General features: G+C 68.6%; 10 protein-coding genes. 4 read left to right on the plus strand and 6 right to left on the minus strand.

Going from position 1 to position 14,612, the window contains the following annotated elements; all coding sequences use genetic code 11:
• The first annotated feature begins 120 nt into the window (after nucleotides 1-120).
• Nucleotides 121-3,618, plus strand: coding sequence for a S41 family peptidase (locus tag ACQ4L4_RS03760; protein ID WP_431102854.1), 3,498 nt, complete (start codon nucleotides 121-123; stop codon nucleotides 3,616-3,618).
• A 367-nt stretch (nucleotides 3,619-3,985) separates the two neighbouring features.
• On the opposite strand, the gene ACQ4L4_RS03765 is transcribed toward ACQ4L4_RS03760, so the two are convergent.
• Both ACQ4L4_RS03765 and tsaE read right to left on the minus strand, forming a co-directional pair.
• Nucleotides 3,986-5,404 carry an N-acetylmuramoyl-L-alanine amidase gene (locus ACQ4L4_RS03765; protein WP_431104863.1) on the minus strand — a complete coding sequence of 473 codons (1,419 nt, stop codon included), beginning with the start codon at nucleotides 5,402-5,404 and terminating at the stop codon, nucleotides 3,986-3,988.
• Nucleotides 5,405-5,545: 141 nt separating this feature from the next.
• Complete coding sequence (gene tsaE / locus ACQ4L4_RS03770; RefSeq protein ID WP_431102855.1) at nucleotides 5,546-6,052, minus strand: tRNA (adenosine(37)-N6)-threonylcarbamoyltransferase complex ATPase subunit type 1 TsaE; 507 nt, start codon at nucleotides 6,050-6,052, stop codon at nucleotides 5,546-5,548.
• Between the two features lie 95 nt (nucleotides 6,053-6,147).
• Between tsaE and queG the strand changes: the two genes are divergently transcribed.
• On the plus strand, nucleotides 6,148-7,227 hold the full coding sequence (queG, locus tag ACQ4L4_RS03775; protein ID WP_431104864.1) for a tRNA epoxyqueuosine(34) reductase QueG: 1,080 nt from the start codon (nucleotides 6,148-6,150) through the stop codon (nucleotides 7,225-7,227).
• 244 nt (nucleotides 7,228-7,471) lie between these two features.
• Nucleotides 7,472-8,449, plus strand: a complete 978-nt coding sequence (locus ACQ4L4_RS03780; RefSeq protein ID WP_377155601.1) for a tripartite tricarboxylate transporter substrate binding protein BugE — start codon at nucleotides 7,472-7,474, stop codon at nucleotides 8,447-8,449.
• Here the strand turns inward: ACQ4L4_RS03780 and ACQ4L4_RS03785 are convergent.
• Together ACQ4L4_RS03785 and ACQ4L4_RS03790 are read right to left on the minus strand one after the other, a co-directional pair.
• On the minus strand, nucleotides 8,436-9,986 hold the full coding sequence (locus ACQ4L4_RS03785) for a methyl-accepting chemotaxis protein (RefSeq protein WP_431102856.1): 1,551 nt from the start codon (nucleotides 9,984-9,986) through the stop codon (nucleotides 8,436-8,438). The two genes, ACQ4L4_RS03780 and ACQ4L4_RS03785, sit on opposite strands and share 14 nt — an antisense overlap.
• A gap of 338 nt (nucleotides 9,987-10,324) precedes the next feature.
• Entirely contained in the window at nucleotides 10,325-10,510 is a 186-nt protein-coding gene (locus ACQ4L4_RS03790) for a hypothetical protein (RefSeq protein WP_431102857.1), read from the minus strand.
• A gap of 469 nt (nucleotides 10,511-10,979) precedes the next feature.
• Between ACQ4L4_RS03790 and aceA the strand changes: the two genes are divergently transcribed.
• Complete coding sequence (gene aceA, locus ACQ4L4_RS03795) at nucleotides 10,980-12,278, plus strand: isocitrate lyase (RefSeq protein WP_431102858.1); 1,299 nt, start codon at nucleotides 10,980-10,982, stop codon at nucleotides 12,276-12,278.
• Between the two features lie 127 nt (nucleotides 12,279-12,405).
• On the opposite strand, the gene ACQ4L4_RS03800 is transcribed toward aceA, so the two are convergent.
• Both ACQ4L4_RS03800 and ACQ4L4_RS03805 read right to left on the minus strand, forming a co-directional pair.
• On the minus strand, nucleotides 12,406-14,253 hold the full coding sequence (locus tag ACQ4L4_RS03800; protein ID WP_431102859.1) for a hypothetical protein: 1,848 nt from the start codon (nucleotides 14,251-14,253) through the stop codon (nucleotides 12,406-12,408).
• A gap of 139 nt (nucleotides 14,254-14,392) precedes the next feature.
• Nucleotides 14,393-14,590, minus strand: a complete 198-nt coding sequence (locus ACQ4L4_RS03805) for a hypothetical protein (protein ID WP_431102860.1) — start codon at nucleotides 14,588-14,590, stop codon at nucleotides 14,393-14,395.
• Nucleotides 14,591-14,612 lie beyond the last annotated feature (22 nt).

Consider the following 14,612-nt stretch of genomic DNA (forward strand, 5'->3'; position numbering starts at 1 on the left):
GCAGGCGGCACCTAAAGGGAAAACACCGACCCGCAGAGCGCGCAAACCCTGGGGGTGAGCTTCGTCACGGTGAAATCGCGGGGCTATCCTCGCCCGCTGTTTTCACCGCCGATCACGCTCATGCAACCCAGCATCCTCAGCAAGGCCATCACCCTGGCCCTGAGTCTGACCGCCGTCATCGCGGCAGCCCCGACACAGGCTCAGCAGGCCCAGCAGGCTCAACCCGCCGTCATCGCATCCGCCGCCGCGACGGCCGCGACGGCCGCGACGGCCGCGACGACCGCGCCGACGCAAGCCGTGACCCTGCTGCTGCGCGAGCCCGCCGTGTCCGCGCGCCATCTGGCCTTCGTCTACGGCGGCGACCTGTGGATCGCCAACCGCGACGGCAGCCAGCCGCGCCGGCTCGCCGGCCACGCGGCCGCCGAGTTTGCGCCGCGCTTCTCGCCGGACGGCCAGTGGATCGCGTTCTCCGCGGGCTACGACGGCAACACCGATGTCTACGTGATCGCCGCCAGCGGCGGTCAGCCCCGTCGCCTGACCTGGCACCCGGCCGCCGACGTGGTGACCGGCTGGAGCCCCGACGGCAAGCGTGTGCTGTTCGCCTCCAACCGCGAGGTGTTGAACAACCGCAGCCGGCAGCTCTTCGAAGTGCCGGTCGACGGCGGCTTCGAGCAGAAGGTGATGGAGGCCGTGGCCTTCGAAGGCACGTGGTCGCCCGACGGCACGCGCCTGGCCTACCGTCCCTACGCGGCCGCGTACGTCGGCCCGAGCGGCTGGCGCCAGAGCCGCGGCGGCACGACGCCGCCGATCTGGATCCTCGATCCCAAGGGCAAGACCTGGGAGCAGATCCCCCACGTCAACGCGACCGACAGCAACCCGATCTGGATGGGCGACGAGGTCGTCTTCATCTCCGACCGCAACGACGGCGCGGCCAACCTGTTCGCGTTCAACACCAGGACCAAGGCGCTGCGCCAGCTGACGAAGGAAACCGTCTGGGACGTCCGCAGCGCCGACGGCCGTGACGGCCGCATCGTCTACGAGGCCGGCGGCCAGCTGAAGGAAGTCGGCATCGACGGCGGCACCGCGCGTTTCCTCAGCATCGCGCTGAACGAGCCGAGCAACGAGGCGCGCGTGCAGTGGAAGGACGCCGCCAAGACGATGACCGGCGCGTCGCTGTCGGCCACCGGCAAGCGCGTCGTGGTGAGCGCGCGCGGCGAGATCTTCTCCGTGCCGGTGAAGGACGGCGTCGTGCGCAACCTGACGCAGACCTCCGGCGTGCGCGAGAAGGACGGCCTGTGGAGCCCCGACGGCCAGCAGGTCGCCTACGTCTCCGACGAGCCCGGCATGCGCCACCAGGTCGTGATCCGCGACCAGCTCGGCGACCAGGCCGCCAACAAGCCCACCCGCAAGCTGCTGCTGCCGGAGACCGGCTACTACACGCTGCTCGCGTGGTCGCCCGACGGCGCGCGGCTGGTGCTGCAGGACAACCACCTCAACCTGTACCAGCTGCCGCTGACCGGCGCGCAGTCGGGCAAGCTCGCGAAGATCGACAGCAGCGAGCGCCGCGCCGGCTTCGACGTCGGCTTCTCGCCCGACGGCCGCTACCTGGCCTACACGGTGGTGGGCAAGAACTTCTTCAGCCAGGTCCGCATCGCCGACTTCCAGACCGGTCAGCAGCACACGGTCACCGACGGCCTGAGCCACGCCAACCTGCCGGCGTTCTCGACCAAGGGCGACGTGCTCTTCTTCGCCGCGTCGATCAACTCGGGCCCGGCCCAGGTGGGCCTGGACATGTCCACGCAGGAGCGCTCGCTGCGCATGGGCCTGTACGCGGCGGTGCTGCGCGCGGACGGCAGGTCGCCGCTCGAGCCCAAGGCCGGTGACGAGGACGGCAAGGACAAGAAGGCGGACGAGGACAAGAAGGACGACAAGTCGGACAAGTCCGAGAAGGGCGAGAAGGCCGACAAGGACGCCAAGGCCGACAAGGAATCGAAGGACGACGGGAAGTCCGGCAAGAAGGACGACGGCAAGGACGTGAAGCCCAAGGTCAAGCCGGTGCGCATCGACTTCGCCGGCCTGAAGGACCGCATCGTCGGCCTGCCGGTCTCGACCGCGCGCTACGACGACCTGGCGGTCGCGGACGACGGCGCGCTGTTCTACATCGAGCGCAAGCAGCCGGGCGTCTCGATCGACGCCGAGGGCGGCAACGGGGGCAAGGGCGATCTGTACCGCTTCGACTTCGAGGAGAAGAAGGCCAAGCTGGTCAAGCCGCAGATCGAGGGCTACAGCCTGAGCCCCGACGGCAAGAAGATCCTGCTGAGCCCGGGCGGCGGCCGACTGGAGATCGCCGATGCCAAGGAGAAGATCGACACCAAGAGCATCGACCTGTCGGGCCTGAAGACCCGCGTGGATCCGCGCGCCGAATGGCGTCAGATCTTCGACGAGACCTGGTGGATGGAGAAGGAGTTCTTCTACGACCCCAACCTGCACGGCCTCGACTGGAAGGGCGTGTACCAGCGTTATTCGCCGCTGGTGGCGGGTGTGCAGCGCCGCGAGGACCTCAACGACCTGCTGGTCGAGATGATCGGCGAGCTGCAGGTCGGCCACAACCGCACCGGCGGCGGCGACGTGCACCAGGAGGCGCGTGTCGCGGTGGGCCTGCTGGGCGCGGACTTCAGCGTCGAGAACGGCCGGTACCGCATCAAGACGATCTTCAAGGGCGACCGCTGGGATCCCTACCTGAAGGCGCCGCTGGCGGCACCGGGCCTGGGCGTCAAGGAAGGCGACTACCTGCTGGCGGTCAACGGCCAGCCGGTGGACGGCGCGCACAACCTGTACCAGCAGCTGGAGAACACGGTCGGCAAGCAGGTGCAGCTGACGGTGTCGGCCAACGCGAACGGGCAGGGCGCGCGCCGCGTGACCGTGGAGCCGATCGCGACCGAGGGCCGGCTGCGCCAGTGGGCCTGGATCGACCACAACCGCGAGGAAGTGGATCGCCTGAGCGGCGGCAAGATCGCCTACGTGTACATGCCGGACACGGCGGGTCCGGGCTTCCAGCACTTCAACCGGATGTTCTTCGCGCAGGTGGACAAGCCGGGCCTCATCGTCGATGACCGCCGCAACGGCGGCGGCCAGGCGGCGAACTACGTGACGGAGCTGCTGAACCGCGCCTACCTGGGCAGCTGGAAGGACCGCGACGGCCTGATCTACGACACGCCCGCGGGCGCGATCTACGGTCCCAAGGCGATGCTGATCGACCAGGACGCGGGATCGGGCGGCGACTTCATGCCCTATGCGTTCAAGCGCACGGGCCTGGGCCCGTTGATCGGCAAGCGGACCTGGGGCGGCCTGATCGGCATCTCGGCGAACCCGAGCCTGATCGACGGCGGTTTCCTCGTGGTGCCGTTCTTCCGCTTCTTCACGCCGGAAGGCGAGTGGCGCATCGAGAACGAAGGCGTCGCGCCGGACATCGATGTCGATCTGGATCCGGTGGCGGTGAACGCGGGACGTGATGTGCAGCTCGAAGCGGGCGTCGCGAGCGTCCTCGAACGCCTCAAGACCTGGAAGCCGATCCAGCGCACGACGGCACCGGCGATGCCGACGCAGGTCGGCAAGTAAGGCATCTCGCCATCACGAAACGGAACGGGGCTGCGGCCCCGTTTTTCATTGGTGCCCCGTTCGACGTTCGCGTCCCTTGCTGCTTGCTGACGCTCCTCCACCAAAAGAGGGAGCCAGAGGTTTGATGGGGGAGAGCGCAGCACGGCCACGATTGCCAGTCCTACGATCCATTCCTTCAAGAATTAGATCGTTGAAAGGTCGCGCACGATGAGTCGAACACTCAAGAGCCTGCTTGCTGAACTGCCGCCAGAGCGGCGTGCCTGGATCGAGGCGAAAGGCCGGGGGATGGCCGACGACATGATCCGCTACGCCAACGCGTTGGCCGAATCAGCGTCTGGTGTTGATGGCGAGGGAGGGAGTCAATCGCTCACAACGCCCGATGCCTCGCCGCCAGCGGCGGATTCTTCGCGAAGTACCGCGCGATGCCGGTCGCCAGCGCCTTGACCAGGTCGTCCTGGTAGTCCGGATCGCGCAATCTGGCCTCTTCCTCGGGGTTGGAGATGAAGGCCGTCTCCACCAGGATCGACGGCACGTCCGGCGCCTTCAGCACCGCGAAGCCGGCCTGCTCGACGCTGCCCTTGTGCAGCTTGGCCAGCTTGCCGATCTGACCCAGCACTTCGCCGCCCAGCTTCAGGCTGTCCTTGATCTGCGCCGAGGTGCTCATGTCCAGCATCGCGCGCAGCACGCCCGCGTCCTTCACCGCCTTGGTGTTGACGCCGCCGATCACGTCGGCCGCGTTCTCCTTGTCGGCCATCCAGCGCGCGTTCGTCGAACTCGCGCCGCTGGTCGACAGCGCGAAGACCGACGCGCCTCGCGCCTTCGGCGTGATGAAGGCGTCCGCATGGATCGACACGAACAGGTCGGCCTGCACCCGCCGCGCCTTGCGCACGCGCTCGCCCAGCGGGACGAAGAAGTCGGCGTCGCGCGTCATCATCACGCGGATGCGCGGGTTCGCGTTCAGCCGGTCGCGCAGCTTCTTGCCGATCGCCAGCACCACGTCCTTCTCTCTCAGGCCCGTCGGGCCGATGGCGCCCGGATCCTCGCCCCCGTGGCCCGGATCGATCGCGATCACGATCAGCCGGTCCAGCTTGGTCTGGCTCATCTCCGGGGCCACTTCCTTCAGCGGCGGCGCGGGCGGGGGCGGGGTGTCGATCTTCGCGATCGCCGTCGCGCTCGTCGGGCGCTGCGGCGGCGTCGCGGCGCTCGCGGCCTGCTCGGCGGACGAAGCCGCCGACAGCGGCCGGTCGATGCGGCCGATCAGCTCGCCCAGCGCGTCGTTCACCGACTGCGCGGCGGCGGACTCGGCGGCTTCCTTGCCGCGCACCAGGTCCAGCAGCGGATCGCGCTCGCGCGTCGGATACAGGTCCAGCACCAGCCGGTTCTGGTAAGCCGCCACCGGCTCGATCGTGAACACCTGCGGCGCCACCGTCTGCTTCAGGTCCAGCACGATGCGCACCACGCGCGGCTGGTTCTGTCCCACGCGCACACCCGCGATGAACGGATCGTCCGGCTTGACCTTGCCCAGCAGCTCCTTCAGGCCCGCGTTCAGCTCCAGCCCGTCGATGTCGATCACGAGCCGGTCCGGATTCGCCGCCATGAAGCTCTTCGCGGCCAGTTGCCGATCGGATTCGATCGTCACGCGGGTGTAGTCGCTCGCCGGCCAGACCCGCACCGCGACGATGTTGGTGGCGCTCGCGGCCAGCGCCGGCATGGCGGGCAGCACGGAGAAGCTCAGCACCGTCGCGCCCATGCGGCCCAGGGCCTTGCGGCGGCTCCGCGAGGGCATCTCGCCCCCGCGCGCGATCGCCGTGTCCAGCGGCCTGTCCAGCGACGTTTCCGTGGCCGGCTGCGCGGTGGTGGTGGAGGGCAGGCCGATCATGTCTCCGTTCATGTCTGGGTTCATGTGAAGCGGGGCGGTCGCCGTGGATCAGTCGGGAAGGCCGTCGAGCTGCCGGTCGAGCTCGGCCAGCAAGTCCTGGCCCCGCGCCGTGTGCGCTTCGGCCCGAACGTCGCGGCTGTCGTCGCTGTTGACTTCGAGCGCCAGTCGCAGGTCCGGCGGCGGCAGCATGCCGGCGGCCTTGTCGGGCCATTCGCTGAGCTTGAGCCCCGGCGCGGCGAACAGGTCGCGGAAGCCCGCGTCCTCCCACTCGCGCGGTTCGCTGAAGCGGTAGAAGTCGAAATGATGGGCGGGCAGGCCGCCCAGGCCCGGCGGGGCGTAGTCTTCGACCACGGCGTAGCTCGGGCTCTTGATGCGGCCGGTGACACCCAGCGCGCGCAGCAGATGGCGGACCAGGCTGGTCTTGCCGGCGCCCAGGCCGCCGTCGAGTTCGATGCTCAGGTCCGCGATCTGCGGACAGCGGGCCAACGCCTGTGCGAAACGTTCGCAGGCGGCCTCGTCAGGCCAACGGTACGGGCGGGTTTCTAGAATGCTCAACTGCGATGAATTCCCTGGTCAACACGCCACGGCCCGACGCGTCCTCCGATGACCCGTCGAGCCCCTCCCGAGACCCCGACGCGCTGCGTGCGCTGATGGTCGAGGTCCGCGCCTGGGCGCTTGAGTTCGGATTCTCACAGATTGGGGTGGCCCACGTCGATCTGAGCGACGCGGAAGCCGGTTTGCAGGCCTGGCTCGACGCCGGTTTCCATGGCGAGATGCAGTACATGGCCGCGCACGGCCTCAAGCGCGCTCGACCCGCCGAGCTGGTGCCGGGCACGATCAGCATCCTGACCGCCCGCATGGACTATCTGCCCGAGGCCGCCGGCGACGACTGGCAGGACCGCGAATGGGCCGCGATGCGCGACCCGGCCCGCGCGCAGGTCTCGCTCTACGCCCGCGGCCGGGACTATCACAAGGTGCTGCGCCAGCGGCTGCAGCAACTGGCCGACCGCATCCAGGCACGCGTCGGCCCGATGGGGCACCGCGTGTTCACCGATTCCGCGCCGGTGCTGGAGGTCGAGCTCGCCAGCCGCTCCGGCATCGGCTGGCGCGGCAAGCACACGCTGACGCTGCACCGCGACAGCGGCTCGATGTTCTTCCTCGGCGAGATCTACCTGGACCTCGCGCTGCCGCCGAGCGAGCCCGTCACCGCGCATTGCGGCCAGTGCCGCGCCTGCCTCGACGCGTGTCCGACCGGGGCGATCGTCGCCCCGTACCGCCTCGACGCGCGGCGCTGCATCAGCTACCTGACGATCGAGCAGGACGGTCCCATCCCGATCGAGTTCCGCGAGGCGATCGGCAACCGCATCTACGGCTGCGACGATTGCCAGCTCGCGTGCCCCTGGAACAAGTTCGCGCGCAGGAATCCGTTGCCGGACTTCGAATGGCGCGAGCCGCTGGGACATGCGTCGCTGCTGGAACTCTTCGCCTGGGACGAGGCGACCTTCCTCAAGCGCACCGAAGGCTCCGCGATCCGCCGCATCGGCCATGCGCGATGGCGACGCAACATCGCCGTGGCGATGGGGAACGCGCTGAGGCAAGACCTGGCGCCGGATCTGCGCTCGGACCTGCGGTCGGCGCTGAACGCCGCGTTGCCGACCGCGACGCCCGTCGTGGCCGAGCACATCGAGTGGGCGCTGGCGCAGGACGCTATTCCTCGATCGCCTGCCTGAACGCCGCGATGACGTCCGCGATGAAGTCCGCGATGAAGTTTGCGACCCCCTGCGGTGATCGCACGCCTGGCCCGCAAGACGGCGGCCTGGGCACATCGGAACTCCCGAACCCATCCTCAGGCCGCGCCAGGGGTTTCCCGCCCCTGCGACGGGGTCTCTACGTAGTTCCGCTAGGCCGGGCCAGCCGGCACATCCTTAAGCTGTTCCGATCACGTTACCTATTGTTCAAAAGACGAGGAGCCCAATGAACCGTCGCTCGATCCTCCAACACGGCCTGCTGCTGAGCACGCTGTCGCTGTCCTGCGCCGCGGCGCTGGCCCAGTCCTATCCGACCAAGCCGGTCAAGCTGGTGGTCCCGTTCGCGCCGGGCGGCACGACCGACATCGTGGCCCGCGTCGTCGCGCAGCACATCAACGGGCCGCTGGGCCAGACGATGATCGTCGAGAACAAGGCCGGCGGCGGCGGCATCATCGGCGCCAACGACACCGCCAAGTCCGCGCCGGACGGCTACTCCCTAGGCGTCGCGACCGTGTCCACCACGGCCACCAACCCGGCGATCAATCCCAAGACGCCGTACAACCCGCTGACGGACTTCACGCCGATCATCAACCTCGCGGCCACGCCCAACGTGATCGCCGTGCATCCGTCCTTCCCGGCCAAGGACTACAAGGCCTTCGTCGCCGAACTGAAGAAGAACCCCGGCAAGTACAGCTACTCGACCTCGGGCACCGGCGGCATCGGCCACCTGCAGATGGAGCTGTACAAGAGCCTGACCGGCGTCTTCGTCACGCACATCCCGTACCGCGGCGCCGGCCCCGCGCTGAACGACACCGTCGCCGGCCAGGTGCCGATGATCTTCGACAACCTGCCGTCGGCGCTGCCCTTCATCAAGGACGGCCGCCTGGTCGCGATCGCCGTCGCGGCGCCGCAGCGCCTGGCCGTGCTGCCCAACGTGCCGACCTTCAAGGAGCTCGGCCTCGAGCCCGTGAACCGCATGGCCTACTACGGCATCCTCGGCCCGAAGAACCTGCCCAAGGAAGTCGTGGCCAAGATCAACGAGGCCGCGCGCAAGACCGTCGAGATGCCCGAGGTCAGGAAGCGCATCGAGGAGACCGGCTCGATCGTGATCGGCAATACGCCCGAGCAGTTCACCGAGCAGATCAAGGCCGAGTACGCGGTCTACAAGAAGGTCGTCGAGCAGCAGAAGCTCAAGCTCGACTGATCCGGAAGACCCGCACCGCGTCGACCAGGCCCAGCGCCTGGCCGCGCAGGCTGGACGCCGCGCTGGCGATCTCCTCGACCATCGCGGCGTTCTGCTGTGTGGCGGCGTCCATCTCGCTGACCGCGCTGGACACCTGCGACACGCCCGTCGCCTGCTCGGCGCTGGCGACGCTGATCTCGCCCACGATGCGGTTGACCTGGGCGATGGCCTGAACCACCTCGGTCATCGTGTCGCCCGCGCGGTTCACGAGCGCGGTGCCGGCCTCGACCTGCTCCACGCTGGCCGCGATCAGCGACTTGATCTCCTTGGCCGCGGCCGCCGAGCGGCTCGCCAGCGTGCGCACCTCCGAGGCGACGACCGCGAAGCCGCGGCCCTGCTCGCCGGCGCGCGCCGCCTCGACCGCCGCGTTCAGCGCCAGGATGTTGGTCTGGAACGCGATGCCGTCGATGGTGCCGATGATGTCGGCGATCTTGCGCGAGCTGTCGTGGATGCCCTGCATGCGCGTGACGACCTCCGCCACGACCTCGCCGCCGCGCTCCGCCACCGAGGACGCCGCCACCGCGAGCTTGTTCGCTTCTCCCGACGACTGGGCCGTGTGCCCCACGGTGCCGCTGAGCTGCTCCATCGTGCTGGCCGCGCGCTGCACGTTGGACGCGGTCTGCTCGGTGCGCTGGCTCAGGTCCTGGTTGCCCGCCGACACCTCGTGGCAGGCGTTCTGGATGTTCTCCGAGGACTCGCGCACCTGCGAGATCGCCGTCTGCAGGCTGGTCCGCATGCGCTCCAGGGCGCCGACCATGGCGCCGATCTCGTCCTTGCCCTGCGGGGGCGCGGCGCGGGTGAGGTCGCCTTCGGCCACGGCCTCGACCAGCCGCACCGCTTCCGACAGCGGCTTGGTCACCGAGCGCGTCAACGCCCACGCGAACAGCGTGCCCGCGACGATCGCCAGCAGGCCCATCACCGTGATGCGGGTCTGCGCGCGCTGCGTCACGTGGTCGACCTCCGCGGCCATCTCGTCCAGCGTCTGCTGCTGGAACTTCAGGTAGCCCGTCATCTTCAGGAGATAGGCCTCGGCCTGCGGACGGAACTGCTCGTTGAGCAGGCGCTCAGTGGCGTCGGTGTCGCCGCTCTTCTTGAGCTCGGCGATCTTGTTGCGCGTCGCGATGTAGGTCTGGCGCGCCTCGGTCAGCTCGGCGACGACTTTCTTCTCGGCGTCGCTCTTGGGCAGCTCGTCCAGCGCCTTGACGATCTCGTTGCCGCGCGCGGTGGAGATCTTCACGTCGCCGGCGAAGTAGTCGGCCAGCGAGGCGTCCGTGCTCTTGGCGATGGCGGTGTAGCGCTTCACGCCGACGATGGTCAGCATGTACCACTCGCTCACCAGGCGCTCCTTCTGCAGCGGCACCGCCATCATGGTGCGGGTGGCGTCGGCGGTCCAGTTCAGTCCCAGCCAGCCCACGGTCATGAGCGCCGCCACCAGCAGCAGCACCACGCCGAAGCCCGTGGCCAGCCGCACCGACAGGCGCATGTCATTCAGTTTCACAGCATCTCCCCAGTCTCGGCCTCCGTCATGGCGGAGGCCAGTTGTCATACAACGCCGTGGCCGATGGATCATCGGCGTGCGCTCTTAACGCAGCGCCAACAGGCTTGCTGCCGCGTGCATGGGAAGGACTGTAGAAGCTAGTTGTCTGACAACGCGCGGGGTGAATCGGGGCGAACGTGCAGTTGTGCCGGGCGATGCGCGGTGAAACATCGCCATGTCACCAAAGAACAAGGGGCGCACGAAGCGCCCCTTGTCGGCGTGGTCGGAGAGCGCCGGATGCGGGCGACAGGCGGTCGAGAGACCGCTGTCGCCAGCGCCGCCGCACCGCCGGGTGCGGATCAGCCGCCGAACAGCTTGCCCAGGCCCAGCGAGTTGGCCGCGCCGCCCAGCAGGCCGCCGGTCAGGCTGTTGGCGATGCCGCCGATGCCCGACAGCAGGCCGCCGCCCGCGGAACCCGAACCCTTGTTGCCGCCGACGCCGCCCAGCATGCCCGGAAGCACAGCACTTGCAATTGCACCAATCATCGTTTTTCCTTGAAAACCGCCGCGCGATCGGGAGGTCGCCACGGTGCCGCGGAGCACGACCGGTATCCCGGCGCGCGGCGGCCTGAAATCAGGTCGCGGCACGAATGCTCTAGTGCGGTGGGCGGACTCAAAGGGTCGACCGTCGAATTGCGGCGGAGCGTCGAGCGACTGCTGCAAATGAGGGAGTGACTCCTCCATCTGCCAGGAATCCGTCCGCCCGGCGCCTCGATGAATTTCAAATTATGAAAAGAACTTGCCGGCATGCAAAAAACTGACTTGCTGCAGCGCCGCAAGATTTCTCATCATGGAAGAGCTGTTCTCACGATCCGGTTTCTGTTTTCCAAGTTGTTGATTTAAAAGGATTAAAAAATCAGTCTTATATAAGACATCGACTCACACGCCGGAGGTCGAGGCGTCTAGATTTGAGCCATCGGTTTTGCAACTTCACTCGAACCACCAGGAGCTCACCATGACGACCTTGACCCGCGAACAGCAGATAACCGCCCTCGAGAAGGACTGGGCGGAAAACCCCCGGTGGAAGGGCATCCAGCGCGGCTACTCGGCGGCCGACGTGGTCCGCCTGCGCGGCTCCATCCACATCGAGCACACGCTGGCCAAGCGCGGCGCCGAGAAGCTGTGGAACCTCGTGAACACCGAGCCCTTCATCAACTCGCTGGGCGCGCTGACCGGCAACCAGGCGATGCAGCAGGTCAAGGCCGGCCTGAAGGCGATCTACCTGTCCGGCTGGCAGGTCGCCGGCGACGCCAACAGCAACGGCGAGATGTACCCCGACCAGTCGCTGTACTCGGTGGACTCGGTGCCGAAGGTCGTCAAGAAGATCAACGCCACCTTCAAGCGCGCCGACGAGATCCAATGGAGCGAAGGCAAGAGCGACATCGACTACTTCGCCCCCATCGTCGCGGACGCGGAAGCCGGCTTCGGCGGCGTGCTGAACGCCTTCGAGCTGATGAAGGCCATGATCGAGGCGGGCGCCTCGGGCGTGCACTTCGAAGACCAGCTGGCCGCCGCGAAGAAGTGCGGCCACATGGGCGGCAAGGTGCTGGTGCCTTCGCGTGAAGCGGTGGCCAAGCTGGTCGCCGCGCGCCTGGCCGCCGACACGATGGGCGTGCCGACCGTGTTGCTGGCCCGCACCGACGCCGAGGCCGGCGACCTGGTGACCAGCGACATCGACGACAACGACAAGCCCTTCTGCACCGGCGAGCGCACCGTCGAAGGCTTCTTCCGCACCCGCAACGGCCTGGAGCAGGCCATCAGCCGCGGCCTGGCCTACGCGCCGTACGCCGACATGATCTGGTGCGAAACGGGCAAGCCGGACCTGGCCTTCGCCAAGGCCTTCGCCGAAGCCATCCACGCGAAGTTCCCCGGCAAGCTGCTGGCCTACAACTGCTCGCCGAGCTTCAACTGGAAGAAGAACCTGGACGACGCCACGATCGCCAAGTTCCAGCGCGAGCTGGGCGCGATGGGCTACAAGTTCCAGTTCATCACGCTGGCCGGTTTCCACAGCCTGAACTACTCGATGTTCAACCTGGCCTACGGCTACGCGCGCAACAACATGAGCGCCTTCGTCGAGCTGCAGGAGGCGGAATTCGCCGCCGCCGAGAAGGGCTTCACCGCCGTGAAGCACCAGCGCGAAGTGGGCACGGGTTACTTCGACGCGGTCACCACCACGATCGAGGCGCAGGCGTCGACCGCGGCGCTGAAGGGGTCGACGGAGGACGAACAGTTCTTCGACGCGAAGCACGGCTGATCGCCGCGCCGAGGCCCCGTCGAGTCGGGGCCGGTGAACCGGAAAGGGCTGCTGGGAAGCAGCCCTTTTTTCGTCGGTCCGATGGCGCCGGTCGCGCCCGTTCCGCCGCTCTAGTGGCAGTTGCCGCTCATGCCGCTCGCATCGCTGGGGGCGTGGGCCCGTGTCGGGCGGTGCGGTCCCGCTTCACGTGCGCCAGGTCGGTCAGGGCCTCGCGGCTGTCCGCGCGTCCGAAGCGGTCCACCGCCTGGAGGTGGCGCGCGAGGATCTCGTTGTGCCGTCGCAGCTGGATGGCCCGGGCCTGGGGATCGGCGGCCAGGTGTCGCGCGAATCGTTCATCGTCGGTCAGCGTCTTCAGCCGGCGCCCGGTCGCGTCGTGGAACAGCGCCTGCGTCGCCGGATCCCGGCGGCGTGCCAGATCGCGAGCCGTGGCGAAGAACACCTCCTGCCGGAAAGACTTCAGCGCGGTGATGGCGGCGCTGGCCGGGTGCTGCCGCAGTTCGCCCGCCCACTGTTCCTGAGGCGCGAGTCCGGTCTCCCCGTCGCGGGACTTCGGATCGCGTCGACGACGCGCCAGCGAGGCCCGGTCCTGGTGACCTTCGAACTGGTCCGCGACCTCCCGCAAGACCTGGCCCAGCGTCCCTTCGCGCAAGCGCGACCCGAGGTTGCCCAGGCGCATCGCCGCCTTCATCGACGCCGGCGCCTGTTCGCCGAGATAGCCGTCCCGATGCGCCTCGTTGATGCCCGCGCCCACGCTGCCGCCCAGCGTGAGGGCGATGCCTGGGACCGCCAGCGCCAGGGCCGCGGGCGGGCAGGCGAAGGTCGACACGCCGGCGCCCAGCATCAGTCCCTGGCCTGCGCTCAGCAGCGCGTCGCACGCCTGGCTCCTGGCGCTGTCGGCCAGCAGGAACCGCGCGTCCCGCGCATACAGCGTCGGAACGCGTTCGGGCAGGTCGGCGGCGATCGCCTGCACGGCGTCCCGGTCGCGGCGGATCTGGCGGTGCTGCGCGGCATGGAGGCGTCCGCTCACGACGCCCGACAGGCCCTGGGCCAACTGGGCCCCCATCATGATGCCGCCAGTCGCCGCCCCGAGGGCGTGATGGGCCGCTTCGGCCGCCACCTGGCCGGACACGCTCCCCGCGGCCTGCGCCGCCACCGCGCCGGCGGAGGCCGCCGACTTGCCCATGGAGGCCACCATGCCGGCCGCCATGCCCGGCATGCCGATGCCCGTCAGCAGCCTGACGGTCCGGATGCGTTTGGCGACCTGCCGCTCGCCTTCGCACTTTTGCAGCAGATGCGATTGATAACTCGTCTCCTCGGTGTCCAGCCGCCAGTGGCGTGCGAGGCGCTCGGCGATGATGTCGGCAGCCCGCTTGTTGAAGGCGTCGCTCAGCACGCCGTTGCCCGGGGTGTGATGCCGCTTGCTGGTCAGGTTGTGCTTCAGCAGCGAGAGGAGGCCCTTGTCGCGATGCCGTCGACGCGCCTCGAATCGCTCGACGCCCTGCGCGTGCAGGTCGATGAGCGGCTGCAGCGTGGCTTCCGATTCGCCGACGCCGGCGCCGGCGCCGTTGCCCACGCTGTTGCCGTGCCTCAACGCGTCGATCAGCCGTTGCTGCTGGTCCAGGGTGCGCCGCACACTGTCGGGATAGTCCTGCGTGTAGCCCGCGCGCGCCGACCTGACGGCGCCCACCGCGGCGGCGGCGACCAGCGGGAAGAAGGCCGCCAGCAGCCCCATCTCCGCGTAGGGTGCCTGGGCCCGGGACATCGCCGTCGGAATGCCGCTCGCGATGTCGTCCGGGCCGTCGAGGTTGCGAACGCGCGCCAGCATCCGCAGCAGCGGGAGGAAGCCGGATCCGGAAAAGTCGTCGATCACCTGGGGACGCGACGAGAGGACGCGGTGACCCACGGTGACGCTCACCGGATCGTCCGGCGGCAGCGGGGGGCCGCTCGGAACGCCGAGCGGGAACAGGCCAGTCATGGTGTGTCTTCCGAAGGGGACTCCACCGTGCGGCAGTGGCCGGTCGCAGTCCCGGTTCATGGATCGGGTGGGTGCAGACCTGGCTCGTTGCGATGGCTGGGTGCGAGGCTGCCGATGAGCAGCCCCGTGCTGGTTGCGGTCAGCGCCTTTGGGGGAAAGTCGAAGGCACTCCGGAGCCCGCGTTCTGCATCAGGCTGGGCGCGACGGCGCCGGCGAGGTTGCCGGCCATCGTGCCGGCCCGTGGCCCGGCGAGTTTGGAAACGCCCTTCTGGACCAGACCGCCGACAAGCGACGAGACGGCGGGAGCGAGCACGGTGGCGAGGAGGGGCAGAGGCATGGCGATCGTCTTTGATGAGAGG

It is taken from the genome of Roseateles noduli (assembly GCF_050626985.1).
Lineage (GTDB): Bacteria > Pseudomonadota > Gammaproteobacteria > Burkholderiales > Burkholderiaceae_C > Roseateles > Roseateles noduli_A.